This is a genomic window from Hankyongella ginsenosidimutans (genome assembly GCF_005144965.1).
Taxonomy (GTDB): domain Bacteria; phylum Pseudomonadota; class Alphaproteobacteria; order Sphingomonadales; family Sphingomonadaceae; genus Hankyongella; species Hankyongella ginsenosidimutans.
On the sequence record NZ_CP039704.1, the window covers coordinates 545099 to 563298 of the forward strand.

Genomic DNA, 18200 nt, shown 5'->3' on the forward strand with positions numbered 1-18200 from the left:
GCACCCGCGACGTGCCGGCGGCCCATGCGCGTGGAAGGCCCATGACAGACCTGTTCCCCGATCCCGGCATGCTGCCGGACGCCATGCCCGCCCCGCTTGCCGAGCGGCTGCGCCCGCGCGTCCTTCGTGATGTGGTCGGGCAGGAGCAGTTGCTGGGGAAGGCGCGCCGCTTGCCCGCATCCTGGCGTCGGGCCCTGCCGAGCCTGATCTTCTGGGGCCGCCCGGCACCGGCAAGACCACGATCGCGCGGCTGCTCGCCGAGCATGCAGGCCTGAACTTCGTGCAGGTCTCCGCGATCTTCTCCGGCGTCGCCGAACTCAAGAAAGTGTTCGAGGCCGCGCGGCATCTGCGCGCGCAGGGCCGTGCGACCCTGTTGTTCGTGGATGAAATCCACCGCTTCAACCGCGCGCAGCAGGATGGCTTCCTGCCGGTCGTCGAGGACGGTACGGTGGTGCTGGTCGGGGCGACGACGGAGAACCCCTCGTTCGAGCTGAACGCCGCGCTGCTGTCGCGCTGCCGGGTGCTGGTGCTGAACCGTCTGGATGCGCAGGCCATGGCGACGCTGCTCCAGCGGGCGGAGGCGCTGAACGACCGGCCGCTGCCGCTGGACCCTGCAGCGCGCGACACGCTGGTCGCGATGGCGGACGGCGACGGCCGCTATCTGCTGAATGCGGCCGAAAGTCTGTTCGCCGCCCATGCGCCAGACACGGTGCCGCTCGATCCAGCCGCCCTCGCGGCCTTCATCGGCAAGCGCGCCCCGGTCTATGACAAGGATCGCGAGGGCCACTACAATCTGATCTCCGCGCTGCACAAATCGCTGCGCGGATCGGACGCGGATGCAGCGCTCTATTATTCCGCCCGCATGCTGGTGGCAGGCGAGGACCCGCTGTACATCCTGCGCCGGCTGATCCGCTTTGCCAGCGAGGACATCGGCCTTGCCGACCCGCAGGCGCTGGTGCAGGCGCTGGCCGCGCGCGACGCCTACGAAGTGCTTGGCACGCCCGAGGGCGAACTGGCGATCGCCCAGGCGGTCCTGTATCTGGCGACCGCGCCGAAGTCGAACGCGGCCTATATGGCGGACAAGGCGGCGCGCAAGCTGGCGCGCGAGACCGGCGCGCTCATGCCGCCGCAGCGTATCCTCAACGCCCCGACCCGGCTGATGCGCGATCTCGGCTACGCGCAAGGCTACCAGTATGACCATGACGCCCCGGACGCCTTCTCCGGGCAGGATTACTGGCCCGATGACATCGGCCGGCGGACGCTCTACGAGCCGGTCGCGCGCGGCTTCGAGCGCGAGATCGCCAAGCGCCTGGACTATTGGGCACGGCTACGCAGGGAACGCACATGACGCTTGCCGATGGGATTGGCCTGGTGGCCGCCGCCTGCTCGACCATCGGGTTCCTGCCGCAGGCGCTCAAGGCGCTGCGCCACCGGCAGACCCGCGATATCTCGCTGTGGTCCTACCTGCTGTTCGTGACCGCGACCGTGCTGTGGCTGATCTACGGCCTGTCCATCCAGAGCACGCCGGTGATCGTCGCCAACGTCATCACCCTGCCGATCGCCCTCGCCACGCTGGTCCTGAAGCTGCGGCTGGGCTGACGCCGGCGATCTCAGGCCTGCAGCACGACGCTGACCGGGTAATGGTCCGCAAAGCCGGTCGGGTCGAACCCGGCTTCCGATGGCCTGCCGAACTTGCGCGGCACGCCGTAGGTGCCCGCCTTGACCATGGCGGGGAAGCGCTCGATGGCGAAGCGCGGCTGGCCGGCGGCATCGAGCGCCAGCTTCAAGCCCGCCTCGCCCCGGATGATCGAGCGGTTGACCAGCATCTGGTCCAGCATGTTGGGATCGTTATTGAAATAATAAGTGCCCACCCCGGCCGCCTCTACACTGGCGGCCAGGTTCCAGAAGGTCGGCCGGTCGGCGTTCTCCACCCGCAGGCGCGCGTTGATGGCGATGGCATATTCGCGCAGGGACCGGTCGATCGGCTCGTCGTTGAAGTCGCCCATGGCCAGCACCGGAAAGGCGACGCCGCGCTCCTCGCGGATGCGTCCGTGCCAGTAGCCGAGCGTCTCGCCGGCGGTCATGCGGTAGGGCTCGCTTTCATACTGCCCGCCCGAGCGCGACGGCCAGTGGTTGCCGATCACCGCGAACGGCGTGCCGCTGGGCTTGTGGGTGAAGTTCACCTGCAGCAGGTCGCGGGTGCCGGTCCGGCGCACGACGAAGTGGCTGAAGATTTCCGCGTGGTCGAACAGCTGCGGGTCGTAGAGGAAGGCGACGTCGATGCCGCGCTGGTCCGGGGTATCGCGGTGCGCCATGGCGTAGCCGCGGCCGCCGTCGGCGGCGATGCGCGCCGCCAGCTTGGCCAGCACCGCCTCGCTCTCGACCTCGCAGACGCCGAGCAGGTCCGGCCCCTGCCCGCCGTTCATCCAGCGGATCACCTGGCTCAGTTGTCCGAGCTTGGTATCGAGCACGGCGGGCGTCCAGCCGGCCAGTTCCCGGGCGAGCTTGCGCTTCAGCCAGTCGATCCGGCCGGGCGCGTTTTCTTCATCGAACAGGTTCTCGAGGTTCCACCACGCGAAATACAGGTCCGCCATCTGCCCGCTCCCCTCCTGTGCCAGGCTCGCGCCCGTCTCGACCGTAGGGCGTTTCAGATTCTGGCCAGCACATCCTTAGCCGAACCGCCGCTTTCGCGCTGTGGTTGATGCGCAGGCGTCACGAGATTTCCGGCAAAGTCTGTTAAACTTCCCGTTATTCGTGTGGCAACCGCGCCGCTAGACCCTTCCCGTTTTTGATTGGATCACTTTTGGTGAGGCAATCAAAACGGACAAGAAGGGTCACAAAGCGTGGGAGCCTTTCTTAGCGCTTTCGCTTGAAGCACTTAACACAAGTGCCTCAATCTCAGCCGGAAAGGCTCCAGGGCAGAAAACGACAAATATCACAAAAACTTCATGGATTCGTCACGATAGCCAGCACTGCACAGGCTATGGTTAAAGCGAACAAATAATTGCATGCGCAACGCCACAGGAGTCTTTCATGAAATCGCTGCTGCTCGCCAGTTCCTTCCTCGCCGCCGTTACCGGCCAGGCGCACGCTCAAGCCACCATCTACGGTAACGGCGGTTCGCTGTCGGCGCCGTATATCCGCCAGATCTTCGACTGCTACGGCACCGACTTCCCGCTGGTCACCCGCACCGGCAACCCGGTCGCCGCCGCGACCCCGTCGGGCGTGTTCCGCTACAACCCGGACGTCAACAGCGACGGCACCCCGGACGGCGTGATCCGCGACTGCAGCAGCGAGACCGCCAACGTCCTGTCGAACTTCCGCGGCGTCTACGTCTCGACCGGTTCGGGCCGTGGCATCCAGGGCATCTTCTCGCACTCGGCGTCGTTCGCTGGCGACTATGTGGTCGGCGACGCTCTGACCACGCTGTTCCCGTCTGGTCCGCACTATGGCCTGTCGGAAGCCGGCCTGGGCGACAACGACGTCGCCAACTACAACCTCGGCAATGGCGGCGGCCGCCCGGCCACCCAGAGCCTGACCATTCTGGCTCCGGGCAACGCCACCCCGGACCCGCTGCCGTCGAACACCTTCCGCAACCCGCGCGAGCGCTATGGCGCCTGGTGCAGTTCCGCTGCTGATCGCACCGGTGAACATCGCGTTCGACCCGATCTACCGCAAGTATAACCACCCGACCCTGGGCCTGCAGGAATACCGCCTGCGCATCCAGAACCCGCGCACGGCTCTGGACTCGAACGGCAACACCGTCACCACCGGCGGTATCCGCCTGACCCCGTCGGCCTACTGCCGCATCTTCCACGGCGAGATCACCAACTGGAACGACACCCAGCTGCGCTCGCCGGCGATCACCGGCAACCCGACGACCTTCCGTGACACGAACGACGTGACCCAGACCAACGCCAACTTCTCGGCGCCGATCCAGATCGTCGGTCGTTCGGACTCGTCGGGCACCACCTCGATCTTCACCCGTCACCTGTCGGCGGTCTGCGACGCCTTCGTGGCTTCCAACGCCTTCACCACCGCTGGCAACACCGCGCTGCCGGCGTCGCGCATCTCGACCGCCATCTGGAACGCCACCACCCAGACCCTTTCGGGCACCGAGACCCTGGGTCTCTTCACCCGTTCGGCTGGTAACGAAGGCGTGGCTGACTACCTCGACTTCCGCGCCGTGCCGTCGGCTTCGCTGAACGACTCGGGCCGTGGTTTCACCTTCAACGCCGGCATCAACGCCGCCGACGTCCTGACCCAGGCCCGCATCGGTTACGTTGGTCCGGACTATGTCCTGCCGGCCGTACTGACCACCCAGACCAACACTTACGGCCTGACCACCGCCGATCTGTTCAACGCCAACGGCCAGAACGTCGTGCCGGCGCCGACCGGTGCCCGCCTGGCGTATGAACTGTTCCCGGTTGTTGCCGGCGCTGACCGTCAGAACCCGGCGCGCTGGGTTGCCCCGCTCGAGCGCTTCGTGCCGTACGACATCAACCAGGACGGCGCGTTCGACGTCGCTGACAACCCCGACACGGCGACCGTGAACGACCCGGCGGACCGCAACCCGCTGGCCAACCCGTTCAGCGCGACCGACCCGTCGTTCCGCGCCTACCCGATGCTCGGCACGACCAACGCCCTGCTGTACACCTGCTATCAGGCGGGTTCGGTGCGTTCGGCGATCCTGCGCTTCTTCCAGGAGTATGAGCGCCGTTCGAACCTGAACACCGACAACCTGGCGAACGACACCGATCAGGGCCTGCTGGACTCGGCCGGCCTGAGCTCGGTGCCGAACGGCTGGCAGAACGCCATCCGCACCGTGTTCTTCACCACGGACACCAATACTGGCGACGCGAACGCACAAGCGATCCAGGTGGTGACCTCGGCGGACGGCAACGGCACGTTCACCAACCGCTTCGGTCAGCCGTCCCCGGAATCGAACCAGTGCGCTGGTCTGGTCGGCACCGGCGCTGGTGGAGGTGGCGGTGGTGAATCGCCGTCCCCGCCGACGTTCTCGATCAATGACGTAGCAGCCACGGAAGGCAATGCGCTGACCTTCACGGTTACGCGCAATGGTTCCACGACGAGCCAGGTCTCGGTTTCCTTTGCGACCCAGAATGGTACGGCGATTGCGGGCAGCGACTACACGGCGCAAAGCGGCACGCTGACCTTTGGTAGCGGCGTGACCAGTCAAACCATTAGCGTGCCAACCGTCGCGGACCAGATTACGGAAGGGTCGGAGACGTTTACTATCCTGCTGTCGAATGCAGTCGGGGCCACCATCACGGATGGTAGTGGCACCGGCACCATCAACGACCAGATCAACCCGAACGAACCACGCCCAACCTTCTCGATCAGCGGCACGCCATCGGTGAACGAAGGCGGCACATTGCAGTTTACCGTGACCAAATCCTCGGTAACAACGGGAACCTACAGTGTCACGGCCACCACCAGTGGCGGGACGGCGACACCCGGCAGCGATTACACCGCGATCAACCAGCTGCTGAGCTTTGCTCCAAGTGAGACATCAAGAACCGTCACTGTAAATACGGTTGACGACGGCACCCTAGAGTCGAGTGAGACAGTGAATCTCACGATTGCAAGCAGCAATGCCAACATCGGCACCGCATCCACGACTGGAACAATCCTCGACAACGACGCCCCACCCAACAGAAATCCGATCGCGACACCATCAACGGCAGGTGTAAACTCATGTAAACCGGAAATTTTCACACCGAGTGTCAGTGACCCTGATGGGGATCCATTATTTCTTACAAGCGTCAGTGTTGGCACTATAGATGGCTTGAACATTATATTTGACGGTTCGGAAACTGATATCCCTAACCAGCCGCCAAACCCTCCAAGTCCATTAGGCGGCACTGCCAACTATAATCTTTTGTAAACTACACGGTATCTGACTCCAGAGGTGGAACTGCGTCATCGTACATTGATGTAACCGTACGGCGTCCAGTAGGGGCCGCATGTTACTAGGCTGTAGTGACATTTTAAGGATTCCCAATCGGTTGGAGTTCTGATTCAACACTGGCTTTTGGCGGCTGGTGTGGAAGGTGAGGTACTTCGGGACGATCAGTGGGAGATTTTGCGGGAGTTTGTGCCGGGCGGTCGCAAGGGGAGACGTGGACCACGTAGCGACGGGCGGCGGTTTTTCGATGCGATCCTGTGGGTGGCACGCCCTGCCCGTCATCTCGGCGAACGGTGAAAGATCACGTATTTCTGCCTGAGATTCCGGCCGGAGTTTATCCCCGTTAGGGGCCGGGGTGACGGGCTTGTTTGAGAGCGCTGAAGTTACTTTTCAGCAGACTGCTAAGGAATGCCGATCAGCTTGTGCGTCTGCAGGCTGAGGCCACAGCGGGTTCGCCAGGCAATAGGCGACGGCGGCGCGGGTGTTTTCCTCCCGCGCCGGCCCGTCCATCGGCTGCAGGAAGAAGTGACGAAACGCCCAGTTTTCATACTGACCGGGCGCGGCGTCCTGCTGCGGGAAGACCAGTTTCAGCTCGTCGCCGCTCCGCACGATGGTCTGGGCGTTGGCTTTCGGGCTGACGCACACCCAGTCGACGCCGGAAGGCACAGCGACCGTGCCGTTGGTCTCGATGGCGATTTCGAACCCCTGTGCGTGCAAGGCGGCGATCAGCGGCGCATCCAGTTGCAGCAGCGGCTCGCCACCCGTGCACACGACGTACCGCCGCGCCGGCTCCGCGCCCCAGCAGGCGGCGACCCGGCCGGCGAGCGCCACCGCATCCGCATACCGGCCCCGCCCGGACCGTCCGTGCCGACAAAATCCGTGTCGCAGAACCGGCAGACTGCTGCCGCCCGGTCCACCTCGCGCCCGCTCCAGAGGTTGCAGCCGGCAAAGCGCAGGAACACGGCGCGCCGCCCGGCCTGCGCGCCTTCGCCCTGCAGGGTCAGGAACAGCTCCTTGACGGCATAGCTCATGCGTAGGCCGTCGGATCGGGGACGCCGGCCTCCTGAAAGCCGCGCCGGCGCAGCAGGCAGCTGTCGCACTGGCCGCAATGCAATCCATCCGGCGTCGGGTCGTAGCAGCTCCAGGTCCGGCCGAAGTCGACGCCAAGGTCGACGCCCAGGCGCACGATCTGCGCTTTCGACAGCGCGATCAGCGGCGTCTCGACCGTAAGCGACCAGTCGCCGCCGACGCCGGCCTTGGTGGCGAGCCGCGCCATGGCCTCGAACGCGGCGATGAAGTCCGGCCGGCAGTCCGGATAGCCGGAATAATCCAGCGCGTTGACGCCAATGAAAATGGCCTGCGCCTGCGCCGCTTCCGCCCAGGCCAGCGCCAGCGACAGGAACACCGTGTTGCGGGCGGGGACGTAGGTGACGGGGATTTCCGCGGCCATCGCGTGGTCGGAACGGCCCTTGGGCACGGCGATCTCGTCCGTCAGCGCCGAGCCGCCGAACGCGCGCAGATCCACCGGCAGCACCACATGGCGCGCGACCTCGAGCGTGCGCGCCACGTCCGCAGCAGCCGCCAGTTCCCGCCGGTGGCGCTGGTTATAGTCGATGGTGAGGGCAAGCAGGCTGTACCCTTGCGCCTGCGCGGCTGCGGCAGCCGTGGTCGAATCCAGCCCGCCGGACAGCAAGACGATAGCGCGACGTGTCATGGAGCCTGCTGTGCCAGAAGCGGCGCGGGGCGCAAATCAGACCCTGAGGTCAACCAGGCGGCCCTTCAACGGCTGGACCGGCCTGTCCCAAGGCGAAGTCGAACGCTCGGCCGCCTGGACGCGCGCCACCGGCGGCACCAGCGGTGCGAGCCGGCGTGTGGCAACGGCATACGGCACAAGAGCGTTGATCGACGACATGACAGACAGACATCTCAAAACTTAACGATCTGTTAAGCAAATGCTGCGCCAAGCGTGCGATTTCAAGGGAAAATATGCGGGCACGGCAGTTAACCGCCGGCGACGGCTGCAGGATTGTGTCAGCATCTCCGACACATGATGCGTTGGCCGGCGCGTCTGGATCGCCTATGATAGGCGTGAACTTGCTATGATGCTGCAAGGCGTTACCTGTTTAGTACCCACCAGAGGAGACTTCGCCATGGCTTTCACCCTGCCCCGCTTCCTTACGCGACCGATGCGCTCGAGCCGCACATGTCCGCCAACACCTTCAGTTTCCACTACTCCAAGCACCACCAGGCCTATGTGACCAACCTCAATGGCCTGATCGAGGGCAAGCCGCTGGCGGATGCCTCGCTGGAAGAGATCATCCGCGAGTCCGCTGGCAAGCCGGACATGGCGGGCGTGTTCAACAATGCGGCGCAAGTGTGGAACCACACCTTCTTCTGGCACAGCATGAAGCCGAACGGCGGCGGCAAGCCGACCGGGGCCATCGCCGCGAAGATCGACAGCGACCTCGGCGGCTACGATGCGTTCGTCAAGGATTTCAAGACCGCCGCCACCACGCAGTTCGGCTCCGGCTGGGCCTGGCTCGCGGTCAAGGATGGCAAGCTGGCGATCCTCAAGACCGGCAACGCCGACCTGCCGATGGTGCACGGCGCAACCGCGCTGCTCACCTGCGACGTCTGGGAGCACGCCTATTACCTGGATTACCAGAACCGTCGCCCGGACTTCGTGCAGGCCTACATCGACCACCTGATCAACTGGGACTTCGCCAACGAGAACCTGGCGAAGGCCGCGTAAAGCACTGCACCGGTTTTCCGCACTCCCCTCTTCCATGCGGGGAGGGGATGTTACGCTTCCACAAGCTGGCGCACCCAGTCCATATCCGCGAGGAATTCCGGCGTCGGCTGGCACCAAGGGTCGGTGTCACTGCTGATGATTTGCCAGAGGGAGCAGTCCAGCGCCATGGCCTTGAACTCGGTGCGCAGTTCGGCGTGGAAGGCACGGACGGCAGGCCAGTCCGGCTCCATCAGAAGCCTGACACCCTGAATGCCACTCTCGTCATCGCACCAGAACACGCTCTCGTGCAGATCGAGGTCCACCATCACATGCAAACCGTCGCAGGCGGTGAAGGTTATCCGTGCATTCGGCTCACCATAACCGGCATACTGGGGCACGCCATCCGGCTTGAGAGCGTCGAGCGCAGGAATGAGCTGGCACGCCCAGGGGAGACCAGGCAGAGCGTCCCGCCCTCCCGGATCGCATCGCTGAACAGGGGCGGCCCCGATACGCTGGCGTGATATCGACATTCACATGATATTCGCGATTGCGGAGAAAGTTGCTGAACGAATAGCGCACCTCCAGGCTGAACTGTCCCGCCACCAGCCGCGCCATCACTCTTCCGGGCGGAAGGGACGGGCGAGCAGGGCGGCGATGGCGGCATCGACCGGCGCATGGTCGTAGAGGATGGCGTTGACCGCGCGCGTGATCGGCATGTCGATGCCGAGCGCATCAGCCCGCTGGAGCAGGATCGGCGCGGTGTGCGCACCCTCCGCCACCGTGCGGCGACCCGCCAGCACGTCGGCCAGGCTTTCTCCCTCCCCGATCGCGATGCCAAGGCTGGTATTGCGAGAACGGGTCGAACCGCAGGTGAGCACCAGATCGCCAAGGCCGCTCAAGCCAGCCAGCGTCTCGGCTTGCGCGCCGCACGCCAGCCCGAATCGGCGCATCTCCGCATAGCCCCGGGTAATCACCGCCGCCCGTGCATTCTCGCCGAGCCTGCGCCCCTGGGCGATGCCACAGGCGACTGCCAGCACGTTCTTGACTGCGCCGCCCACCTGCGCACCGATCGGGTCGTCGCTCCAGTAGGGACGGAACCGTTCCGAGCCAAGCAGCCCCGCCAGCGCCCTGCCCAGCCCCGCATCCGCGCAGGCGAGCGTCACAGCGGTCGGCAGGCCGCGCGCGACTTCGTCCGCGAAGGTCGGCCCTGTGAGGATCGCGACTGGCCAGCCGGGCGCCACGTCCACCGCGACCTCGCTCAGCCAACGGCCGCTTGCCTGCTCGATACCTTTCGCGCACAGGACCAGCGGGCGCGGTGTTGTCAGGAAACGCACCAGGTCACCAAGCACCGCACGCATCGCTTGCGCCGGCGTGACCAGCAGCAGCGCAGCGCAAGGGTCAAGCGCGGCCGGATCGGTCGTCGCAACAAGCGCCGGATGCAGGTCGACACCCGGCAGATACATGTCGTTGCGCCGCTCGCGCTGGATCGCCGCCGCAAGTTCCACTGAGCGCGCCCACAGCAAGGCCCGGTGGCCGGACGACGCCAGCGCCTGCGCCAGCGCCGTGCCCCAGGCACCGGCCCCGACGATTCCGACAGTCTCGTTCATGCCTTCACCCCTGCACCGTGGACTGGCGGCGCGTCCGGGTCGAGCGGCCAGCGCGCGCGCGCCGGCGCATCCAGCCCGTCGATCAACCCTGCGCCCAATCGCTCCAGCCCCGCCCAGGCGATCATCGCGGCATTGTCGGTGCACAGCCACTGCGGCGGCGCGACGAACGGCAGACCGTGCGCCAGCGCCAGACGTTCCAGCGCCGTGCGGATCGCGCCGTTGGCGGCGACACCGCCTGCGACCACCAGTGCGCTCGCATCCCGCGTCGTCGCCAGTGCCAGCCGGGTACGGTCGACCAGGCAATCGACCAGCGCTGCCTGAAATGCCGCACACAGGTCCGCGCGATCGCGGTCGGTCGGCGCGTCCAGCGCCTCGACGGCACGCAGCACGGCGGTCTTGAGCCCGGAGAAGGAGAAATGCGGACTGCCGCTGCCGACCAGCGGCCGCGGCAGGAAAAGCGCGCCGGGTCGCCGCCTTGCGCCATGCGCTCGACCGCCGGACCGCCGGGAAAGCCAAGGCCGAGCATCTTCGCCACCTTGTCGAACGCCTCGCCCGCTGCGTCGTCGATGGTGGTCGCAAGCCGCCGGTAGTGGCCGATGCCCCCAACCCGCAGGAGCTGGCAGTGGCCGCCCGAGACCAGCAGCAGCAGATAGGGGTAGCCAACGTCTGCGACCAGCCGGGGCGACAGCGCATGGCCCTCCAGATGGTTGAGCGCGATCAGCGGCTTGCCGGCGGCAAACGCCAGCGCCTTGGCGGTCACCAGCCCGACCATCACGCCGCCGATCAGCCCTGGCCCGGCGGTCGCGGCGATGGCATCGAGGTCGGCAAGCCCCAGCCCCGCGTCAGCAAGCGCGGCCTCGACCATGGGTGCCAGCACCTCGACATGGGCGCGTGCCGCCAGTTCCGGCACCACGCCGCCATAGGGGCGGTGCGCCGCATCCTGGCTGGCGACGCGGTTGGCAAGGATCGCGCCGTCCGCGCGCACGATCGCCGCTGCGGTTTCATCGCAGCTCGACTCGATCCGAGGACAACGGCCTGTGGCGACAGGCCATGGGCGAAAGGCATTGGCGCGTGTACCCTGGTTGCTTATCAGAGCAAAAATCAGGCGAAGCATCGCCGGTAGCATGAGGCGTCCATGACCCCAAGACTGAAACTCGGCACGCGCGGCAGCCCACTGGCGCTGGCGCAGGCCCATGCGGTGCGCCGGCTGCTGGCGGCAAGCGCCGGGCTGCCCGAAGATGCAATCGAAGTCGTCGCGATCAAAACCTCCGGCGACCGCATCCAGGACCGGCCGCTGTCCGAGGTCGGCGGCAAGGGCCTGTTCACCAAGGAGCTGGAAGAGGCGCTTCTCGACCGGCGCATCGACCTCGCCGTCCACTCGATGAAGGACGTGGCGACGCATCTGCCGCCGGGCCTGCGCATCGCCGCCACATTGCCGCGCGAGGACGTGCGCGACTGCCTGCTGACCCGGGATGGCGGCGGCCTGGATGCGCTGCCGGCGAACGCACGGCTCGGCACCTCGTCGCTGCGCCGTGCCGCGCAGATGCGTGCGCTGCGCCCGGACCTGATCGTGACGCCGCTGCGTGGCAATGTGGAAACGCGCATGGCCAAGCTGGCTGACGGCGTGGCGGACGCAACCCTGCTCGCCATGGCCGGGCTGAACCGGCTGGGCATCGCTCACACCGGGACGGCGCTGCCTGTAGAGATGCTGCTGCCGGCCCCGGCGCAGGGGCCGTCGGCATCGAAATCCGCGTCGACGATCCAGAGACCGCCGCGCTGGTCGCGCCGCTCGACCATGGGCCGACTGCGATCGCCATCGCCGCTGAACGGGCGTTCCTGGCCGGACTCGACGGCTCGTGCCGGACGCCGATCGCGGCGCTGGCCGAAATCGCCGGCGACACGCTGACCCTGCGCGGCGAAATCCTGCGCGAGGACGGCCGGGCACGCACCGGCGGCCAGCGCGTCGGGCCTGTTGGCGACGCAGTCATGCTCGGGCGCGACCTGGCCGAGGCGCTGCGGGCGCGCAGCCCGATCCCGCTCGGCTGATGCGGGTCCTGATCCTGCGGCCGGAGCCGGACGGATCACGGCTGGCGCAGCGGCTGACCGGCCATGACTGCATCGTCTCGCCCCTGCTCGAGATCGTCGCCTGCAAAACGCCGCCGCCCATCCCGCACCCGACCACGCTGGCGCTGACCAGCCGGCAGGCGGCAGCCCCGGCGTTCCGGCCGGACTGGGCCGACACGCCGCTCTACGCCATCGGACCGGGCACCGCGCAGGCCGCACGCGACGCCGGCTTCACAGCCGTCGTCCACAGCGGCGACGGCCATGCCCTGCACCTGCGGGACCAATTGCTCGAAGCGCTGCCGGAGCGCATTCTGTGGCCTTCCGGCGCGCGCATTCGCTACGATCTTGCCGCCGGGCTGGCCCCGCTGACCGCCGCACGCTGGATTGTCTACGAGGCGCGGCCGCAGACCCTGACGGCGACTGCGCAGGCGGCGCTGGCGAACGGCGCGGCCGACTGGGTGCTGCTCACCTCGCCACGGCTGGGGCCTGTTCGCAGGCCAAACGACCGGGTTCGATCTGTCGCGCACGCGCCTTGGCTGCATGAGCGAGGCAGTCGCGCGGGTGGTGCGCCCGCTGGGTGCAGCCGAGGTTCGCGTCAGCCGGTTGCCGACGCTGGACAATCTCTTGTTCGCCTGCGGTTTGCTGTGCGAGAGTGACATCGGACTGGAGGACCAGCATGACAGCGGAACCGATTGAGAGCGTGCCCGAGCCGATGGCCATGCATGCGGAGCCGTCGCCCCGCGCCCGATCCGGTGGCCTGGGCTGGCTGCCGTGGCTGCTGACCCTGATCGTCGCCGTGTTCGCACTCGGGCTGATCGCCAGCCCCTGGTTCGAGGCCACGGTGCGCGGTCACCTGCCGCCAGCCCTGCGCTCGGTCGGCGAGGCAAGCCAGAGCGAGCTGTCCCTGACGCAGCGTGCGCAGAACGATCGGATCGCCAGCCTGGAAGCCCGGCTGAAAACGCTGGAAGCCGCGCAGGCCGAGGCGGCAGGATTATCCACCCGGATTGCCAAGCTGGAGACCGGCGTGCTGCCGCAGGCGCCGCGCTTGACGCGGCCGAGCCCGCGGTTCCCGCGCCCGACACCGGCAAGATCGAAACCCGGCTGGCTGTGCTCGAGACCAAATTGGCCGCCGTGCCGACGCAGGCGACCGATCTGCCGGCGCGCGTCGCGCAGGTCGAGTCGCAGCTGGCCGACATCGGCCGGCGCACCGGCGACCTTGAGGCGAGCGCAACCCAGACCGTCGCCAGCCTGAAAGCGGACGCTGCGCAGGCGCGTCGCCTCGGCCTCGTCGCCAGCGCCCGGCAGGCCGTCGAGAGCGGTCAGCCGCTTGGCGCGTTGCGCGCGCGCCTGGACGAGGAGTTCGCTGACAAGGCCCTGCTCGCGGCGCTGGAGCCGCGCGCAGGTGGTGGCCCGACCATCGCCGGGCTGCGCCAGCAGCTCACCAACCTGCAGCCGCAACTGGAGGACGCCTGGCGCGCTTTCAACACTGGTGGCCAGGCGAGCTGGATTGACAGCGCCCTGGCGCGTCTTGGCAGCATCGTCCGCGTCGAGCGTCGCGACGCGCCGAAGCGGGTGACCGTCGGCAGCGCCATCGCTGCCGCCGACAGCGCTCTTGCCCAAGGCAAGGTCAGTCTGGCCGCGGAGAAAATCCGCGCCCTGCCCCAGCCGTGCGCCGCCCTGCCGGACAATGGCTGGCGGACGCCGACACCCTGGCGCGCAGCCAGATGACGCTCGCCAGGCTGGAAGTCCTGAGCCTCGAGCGCAGCCAGTGATCCGTCTCGTCGTCGTCTTCATGCCGCTTGGCGCGCTGGCCTTGCTGCTGGCGTGGGCGGCCAACCAGCCGGGCTACTTCCGGCTCGCCTGGTTCGGCTGGGTGATCCAGACGCGCGCGGTCGTCGCGCTGCTGATCCTGATGATCGGCATGGCGCTGGCGGCTGCACTGATGTGGCTGGCCATGACCCTGCGCTGGCGCGCGCGCCTGTATCGCTCCGGGCGGACCATGAAGCGCCTGCAGGATGGGCACCTGATCGCCACACAGGCGCTTGCAGCGCTCAAGGTCGACCGTCCGGAAGCAGCCGCCAAGCTGGCGGGGCGCCCTCGAGCAGGCCCCGACGATCCGGTCGCGCTCTACGTCGCGGCCTGCGGCGGCGACGGGGTCGCCCAGCACAGGCTCGACGCCGACAAACGTACCGCCCTGCTTGGCGCCATTGCGCGCGGCCAGCCCGGTGCTGCCGTTGAGGCGCTGGAGGAACTGGCGCGCATGGCCCCGGACAGCGCGCCGGCCTGGCGCAACCTGTTCAAGACCCGCGCCCGCGCCGGCGACTGGTCAGGCGCCGTCGCTGCGCTCGACAAATGGCGCAAGCTCGATCGCGACGCGCAACCGAACATCCAGCACCGGCGCGCCGGTGTCTGCCATGCGGCCGCACTCGACGCCGAGAAGCGCGGCGATACGACTGCCGCCGCCCGCTGGCGGCGCGATGCCGTGCGCGCCAGCCTCAGCTTTGCGCCCGCAGTCGCGGCCCAGGCCGAGGTGCTGACCGCCCGCGGCAAGACGGGGCAAGGCAGCCGTCTGCTGATGAGCGCCTGGCAGGACGAGCCGAACCCGCTGATCGCCCAAGCCTACGCCGCGCTGGACCCGACCGAGACCCCGGCGCACCGGCTGGGCCGGATGACGGCGCTGGTCAACCAGTACCCCAGCCACCCGGAATCGCGCCTGACCCTGGCAGAAGCCGCATTGGCGGCCGGCCAGCCGCGCAAGGCGATCGAAGCCCTGCACCCGATCAGCAGCCCGCCGATGCGCGCCCGCACCGCGCGCGTTCTCGCCGAGGCCTATCGCCAGCTCGGCGACGTCATGCCCGATTATGTAAGCGCGGCGCTGACCGGCGGCGTGCCCGAGCCGAACTGGCATTGCCATACCTGCGGCGACCGCAGCACCGCTTGGGTGCTGGTCTGCCCGTCGTGCGGCGACGTCGGCAACCGGCACTGGGAGTGAACGCGCCGCTGCTCATCATCGCGCACCGCGGCGCCAGCGCCGAGCGCCCGGAGCATACGCTGGCCAGTTACCAGCTGGCGATCGAACAGGGCGCGGACTTCATCGAACCGGACCTGGTGCCTACCCGCGACGGCGTACTCGTCTGCCGCCACGAGCCTCTGCTCGACGAGACCACGGACGTCGCCGCACACCCGGAATTCGCCGAACGCCGCAAGACAGCCAACCTCGATGGCGACATCCTGACCGGCTGGTTCGCCGAGGACTTCACGCTCGCGGAGTTGAAGCGCCTGCGCGCGCGTGAGCGGATTCCCGCGATCCGGCCCGACAATGCCGCCTACGACGGCCGTTTCGAAATCCCGACCTTTGCGCAAGTGCTGGCCCTGGCCGCCGCACACCCGCCTGTCGGCGTCTATCCGGAAACCAAACATCCGACCTATTTCGCCACGACCGGCCGCCACTGGGATGGCGCGCCAATCGCGCAGGATATCTCTGCCCTGCTGGTCCGGGCACTGGCGGACGCCAGGTTCACGAACCCTGACAGGGTCTACATCCAGTCGTTCGAGGTCGGCAACCTGATCCGTCTGAAGCGCGACCTGATGCCCGCAGCCGGGTTCGACCTGCCGCTCATCCAGTTGTTCGGCGACACCGGCACCGGCGGCACGCCGTTCCAGGCGCCGTTCGACCTGACGCTGACCCCCGCCGACCCGCTGGTTTTGGCACCATGACGGAGGCCCTGCGCGCCGCGCCGCGCTATGCGACGCTCGCGACGCCGGCCGGGCTGGCGTGGATGCGCGCGACCTATGCAGCAGGCATCGGGCCATGGAAAAACAGCCTGCTCGCCCCGGTGACATCGCTCGGCCACGATGCCCGCGCGGCGGGATTGGCGGTACACCCTATACGGTGCGGCCAGAGCCAGCCTTTCTGCTGAACGGATTTACCCTGGCGCAGGAAATCGCAGCGCTACGCGAAGCAGGCGCCACCGGCATCTTCACCGATGCGCCGGGGCCGACCCGCGCTGCGCTGTGACGGCTTATGTGTTAAGGCACGACCGTCATCGCGCAGTTGCACATGCGCCGCTCACCCTGAGCTGGACGAAGGGCTGAGCGGCTCGTGGTTCGTCCAAGCTCACCACGAGCGGTCTTTACAGACTGCTCCGTGAAGTTCGCAATGACGAGTCCATCCAATGTCACCGGGCTCTAAACATCCGCGCGTCCCAGCGCCGCGCGCACGAGGGCACGCATCTCCGGCAGACCATAGAGCGCCGCGAACGAACCGATCCGCGGGCCCTGGCTGGTGCCAAGCAGCGTTTCGTAGAGCGCCTGGAACCAGCCGCGCAGATTCTCCGCGTAGCCGTTGGCCTTGCCGCACTCGAACGCCGCGTTCTGGATCGTATCGGCGTCGGCATTGTCCGGCAGCACCTCCAGCCGGGCCAGGAAATCCGCGATCGCCGTGCGCTCCTGCGCCGTCGCGGCACGGATCTGCTTGGCCGGCGCCACCCGGTCCCGATAGTAGACCACGGCATAGCGCACCAGCTTGTCGAGTTCCGGGTGCGTCGCCGGCGCGACGCCCGGCATGTGCCGCTGCAGGAAGCCCCAGAGCACGGCAGGGTCCTCGCTGTTGGCCGCGCTGACCAGGTTGAGCAGCAAGGCGAACGTCACCGGCATGTCGAGCGATGGCGGCGGTCCCGAGTGGATGTGGAACACGGGGTTGCCGAGCTGCTGCTCGGGCGGCTGCTTCGCGTAGGCCGCGACGAACTGGTAATAGTCGTCAACCGCCTTCGGGATGACGTCGAAGTGCAGCTTCTTCGCCTCGCGCGGCTTGTGGTACATGTAAAGGCCAGACTCTCCGGCGCGGCGTAGGTCAGCCATTCCTCGATCGTCAGGCCGTTGCCCTTGGACTTCGATATCTTCTCGCCGCGCTCGTCGAGGAACAGTTCGTAATTGAACCCTTCCGGCGGGCGGGCACCCAGCACGCGCGCAATCTTGCCGGACAGAGTCACGGAGTCGATCAGGTCCTTGCCCGCCATCTCGTAGTCGACGCCGAGCGCGACCCAGCGCATCGCCCAGTCGGCCTTCCACTGCAGTTTGCAATGACCGCCAATCACCGGGACAGTCATGGTCTCGCCGTCGTTCGGGTCGACGTAGCTGATCGTGCCGGCCGCCACATCGCGCGCCGTGGTCGGCACCTGCAACACCACGCCGCTCTTGGGGCAGACCGGCAGGAACGGCGAATAGGTCGCGCGCCGATCTGGGCCGAGGGTGGGCAGGATCACGGCCTTGACCGCGTCATAATTGGCCAGCACGTGCAGCAGGGTCGCATCGAACCGGCCGCTCTTGTAACAGTCGGTCGCCGACAGGAACTCGTACTCGAAGCCGAAGGTATCGAGGAAGGCGCGCAGGCGGGCGTTGTTGTGGTGGCCGAAGCTCGCGTGGGTGCCAAAGGGGTCCGGCACCTGCGTCAGCGGCTTGCCGAGCGCCGCCTCCAGCAGAGCCTTGTTCGGCACATTGTCCGGCACCTTGCGCAGGCCGTCCATGTCGTCGGAGAAGCAGACCAGCCGGGTCGGCAGGTCACTCAGCAGGGTGAAGGCATGGCGCACCATGGTGGTGCGCGCCACCTCGCCGAAGGTGCCGATATGCGGCAGGCCGGACGGGCCATAGCCGGTCTCGAACAGCGCCGCGCCGCTTGCAGGTGGCGCCGCCTTGAAGCGCTCGACCAGCTTGCGCGCCTCCTCGAACGGCCAGGCCTTGTTGGTGAGAGCAGCGGTCTTCAGGGCGTCCATCGTGGCATCCGGGCAAGGGTAAGCATCGCGCGATGCTTACGGCGCGGGTCTGCGCGGCGCAAGCTGGCCCGCGCCTGCGGGCCTTATACCAGATTGCA

17 protein-coding genes and 5 pseudogenes are annotated in these 18200 nt (G+C 67.4%); 13 read left to right on the plus strand and 9 right to left on the minus strand.

Translation table 11 applies throughout. From position 1 onward, the window contains the following. Positions 1 to 41 precede the first annotated feature (41 nt). Positions 42 to 1348: pseudogene (locus E6W36_RS03195) on the plus strand (replication-associated recombination protein A). Continuing rightward, positions 1345 to 1599 (plus strand): SemiSWEET transporter, encoded by a 255-nt coding sequence (locus E6W36_RS03200; protein ID WP_222873727.1) that lies wholly within the window; start codon positions 1345 to 1347, stop codon positions 1597 to 1599. Before E6W36_RS03195 ends, E6W36_RS03200 begins: the two are co-directional and overlap by 4 nt. Positions 1600 to 1610: 11 nt before the next feature. On the opposite strand, the gene E6W36_RS03205 is transcribed toward E6W36_RS03200, so the two are convergent. Further along, a complete protein-coding gene (locus tag E6W36_RS03205) occupies positions 1611 to 2594 on the minus strand; it encodes an endonuclease/exonuclease/phosphatase family protein (RefSeq protein ID WP_222873728.1) in 984 nt (327 codons plus the stop codon). Between the two features lie 439 nt (positions 2595 to 3033). Between E6W36_RS03205 and E6W36_RS03210 the strand changes: the two genes are divergently transcribed. From E6W36_RS03210 to E6W36_RS03220, 3 genes and pseudogenes are all read left to right on the plus strand, one after another. Continuing rightward, positions 3034 to 3684, plus strand: a complete 651-nt coding sequence (locus E6W36_RS03210) for a hypothetical protein (RefSeq protein ID WP_222873729.1) — start codon at positions 3034 to 3036, stop codon at positions 3682 to 3684. Then, entirely contained in the window at positions 3647 to 5908 is a 2262-nt protein-coding gene (locus E6W36_RS03215; RefSeq protein WP_222873730.1) for a Calx-beta domain-containing protein, read from the plus strand. The genes E6W36_RS03210 and E6W36_RS03215 overlap by 38 nt, the downstream gene beginning before the upstream one ends. Positions 5909 to 6067: 159 nt before the next feature. Further along, positions 6068 to 6199, plus strand: a pseudogene (locus E6W36_RS03220) (IS5/IS1182 family transposase); the annotation flags it as partial. Positions 6200 to 6330: 131 nt separating this feature from the next. On the opposite strand, the pseudogene queE reads toward E6W36_RS03220, so the two are convergent. The 3 genes and pseudogenes from queE to E6W36_RS03235 all read right to left on the minus strand — a co-directional run bounded on the left by queE (position 6331) and on the right by E6W36_RS03235 (position 7820). Further along, positions 6331 to 6960, minus strand: a pseudogene (gene queE, locus E6W36_RS03225) (7-carboxy-7-deazaguanine synthase). Next, a complete protein-coding gene (queC, locus tag E6W36_RS03230; RefSeq protein WP_222873731.1) occupies positions 6957 to 7643 on the minus strand; it encodes a 7-cyano-7-deazaguanine synthase QueC in 687 nt (228 codons plus the stop codon). The pseudogene queE and the gene queC overlap by 4 nt, the downstream one beginning before the upstream one ends. Positions 7644 to 7679: 36 nt before the next feature. Continuing rightward, positions 7680 to 7820 carry a hypothetical protein gene (locus E6W36_RS03235; RefSeq protein WP_222873732.1) on the minus strand — a complete coding sequence of 47 codons (141 nt, stop codon included), beginning with the start codon at positions 7818 to 7820 and terminating at the stop codon, positions 7680 to 7682. Positions 7821 to 8048: 228 nt separating this feature from the next. On the opposite strand from E6W36_RS03235, the gene E6W36_RS03240 reads away from it, so the two are divergent. Then, complete coding sequence (locus tag E6W36_RS03240) at positions 8049 to 8681, plus strand: superoxide dismutase (protein ID WP_342776914.1); 633 nt, start codon at positions 8049 to 8051, stop codon at positions 8679 to 8681. A 50-nt stretch (positions 8682 to 8731) separates the two neighbouring features. Here the strand turns inward: E6W36_RS03240 and E6W36_RS03245 are convergent, their stop codons facing one another. The 3 genes and pseudogenes from E6W36_RS03245 to tsaD all read right to left on the minus strand — a co-directional run bounded on the left by E6W36_RS03245 (position 8732) and on the right by tsaD (position 11288). Continuing rightward, the gene (locus E6W36_RS03245; protein WP_222873734.1) at positions 8732 to 9058 is read right to left on the minus strand and encodes a hypothetical protein; all 327 of its coding nucleotides are present in this window, start codon (positions 9056 to 9058) and stop codon (positions 8732 to 8734) included. Between the two features lie 216 nt (positions 9059 to 9274). Continuing rightward, the gene (locus E6W36_RS03250; protein WP_222873735.1) at positions 9275 to 10267 is read right to left on the minus strand and encodes an NAD(P)H-dependent glycerol-3-phosphate dehydrogenase; all 993 of its coding nucleotides are present in this window, start codon (positions 10265 to 10267) and stop codon (positions 9275 to 9277) included. Beyond that, positions 10264 to 11288: pseudogene (tsaD, locus tag E6W36_RS03255) on the minus strand (tRNA (adenosine(37)-N6)-threonylcarbamoyltransferase complex transferase subunit TsaD). Before tsaD ends, E6W36_RS03250 begins: the two are co-directional and overlap by 4 nt. Before the next feature lie 114 nt (positions 11289 to 11402). On the opposite strand from tsaD, the gene hemC reads away from it, so the two are divergent. The 7 genes from hemC to E6W36_RS21610 all read left to right on the plus strand — a co-directional run bounded on the left by hemC (position 11403) and on the right by E6W36_RS21610 (position 16251). After that, positions 11403 to 12173, plus strand: coding sequence for a hydroxymethylbilane synthase (gene hemC / locus E6W36_RS03260; RefSeq protein ID WP_246048072.1), 771 nt, complete (start codon positions 11403 to 11405; stop codon positions 12171 to 12173). After that, positions 12137 to 12313 carry a hypothetical protein gene (locus E6W36_RS17600; protein WP_246048417.1) on the plus strand — a complete coding sequence of 59 codons (177 nt, stop codon included), beginning with the start codon at positions 12137 to 12139 and terminating at the stop codon, positions 12311 to 12313. The genes hemC and E6W36_RS17600 overlap by 37 nt, the downstream gene beginning before the upstream one ends. Next, positions 12313 to 12987: a uroporphyrinogen-III synthase gene (locus E6W36_RS03265; protein ID WP_222873736.1), complete on the plus strand. Its 675-nt coding sequence runs from the start codon at positions 12313 to 12315 to the stop codon at positions 12985 to 12987. The genes E6W36_RS17600 and E6W36_RS03265 overlap by 1 nt, the downstream gene beginning before the upstream one ends. Positions 12988 to 13453: 466 nt before the next feature. Beyond that, entirely contained in the window at positions 13454 to 14059 is a 606-nt protein-coding gene (locus E6W36_RS03270) for a hypothetical protein (RefSeq protein ID WP_222873737.1), read from the plus strand. A 40-nt stretch (positions 14060 to 14099) separates the two neighbouring features. Next, a complete protein-coding gene (locus E6W36_RS03275) occupies positions 14100 to 15323 on the plus strand; it encodes a tetratricopeptide repeat protein (RefSeq protein ID WP_222873738.1) in 1224 nt (407 codons plus the stop codon). Next, a complete protein-coding gene (locus E6W36_RS03280) occupies positions 15320 to 16048 on the plus strand; it encodes a glycerophosphodiester phosphodiesterase family protein (protein ID WP_222874558.1) in 729 nt (242 codons plus the stop codon). Before E6W36_RS03275 ends, E6W36_RS03280 begins: the two co-directional genes overlap by 4 nt. After that, positions 16045 to 16251 (plus strand): hypothetical protein, encoded by a 207-nt coding sequence (locus E6W36_RS21610; protein WP_222873739.1) that lies wholly within the window; start codon positions 16045 to 16047, stop codon positions 16249 to 16251. The genes E6W36_RS03280 and E6W36_RS21610 overlap by 4 nt, the downstream gene beginning before the upstream one ends. Before the next feature lie 268 nt (positions 16252 to 16519). On the opposite strand, the gene E6W36_RS22890 is transcribed toward E6W36_RS21610, so the two are convergent. Further along, positions 16520 to 17026, minus strand: a complete 507-nt coding sequence (locus tag E6W36_RS22890) for a hypothetical protein (RefSeq protein WP_425459766.1) — start codon at positions 17024 to 17026, stop codon at positions 16520 to 16522. 42 nt (positions 17027 to 17068) lie between these two features. Beyond that, positions 17069 to 18102: pseudogene (locus E6W36_RS03290) on the minus strand (lysine--tRNA ligase); the annotation flags it as partial. Positions 18103 to 18200: the final 98 nt, after the last annotated feature.

Excerpts from the sequence above, each read along its gene's own strand:
- E6W36_RS03200 (WP_222873727.1), top strand. The coding sequence starts at position 1,345 with ATGACGCTTGCCGATGGGATTGGCCTGGTGGCCGCCGCCTGCTCGACC.
- E6W36_RS03205 (WP_222873728.1), bottom strand. The coding sequence starts at position 2,594 with ATGGCGGACCTGTATTTCGCGTGGTGGAACCTCGAGAACCTGTTCGAT.
- E6W36_RS03210 (WP_222873729.1), top strand. The coding sequence starts at position 3,034 with ATGAAATCGCTGCTGCTCGCCAGTTCCTTCCTCGCCGCCGTTACCGGC.
- queC (WP_222873731.1), bottom strand. The coding sequence starts at position 7,643 with ATGACACGTCGCGCTATCGTCTTGCTGTCCGGCGGGCTGGATTCGACC.
- E6W36_RS03250 (WP_222873735.1), bottom strand. The coding sequence starts at position 10,267 with ATGAACGAGACTGTCGGAATCGTCGGGGCCGGTGCCTGGGGCACGGCG.
- hemC (WP_246048072.1), top strand. The coding sequence starts at position 11,403 with ATGACCCCAAGACTGAAACTCGGCACGCGCGGCAGCCCACTGGCGCTG.
- E6W36_RS03265 (WP_222873736.1), top strand. The coding sequence starts at position 12,313 with ATGCGGGTCCTGATCCTGCGGCCGGAGCCGGACGGATCACGGCTGGCG.
- E6W36_RS21610 (WP_222873739.1), top strand. The coding sequence starts at position 16,045 with ATGACGGAGGCCCTGCGCGCCGCGCCGCGCTATGCGACGCTCGCGACG.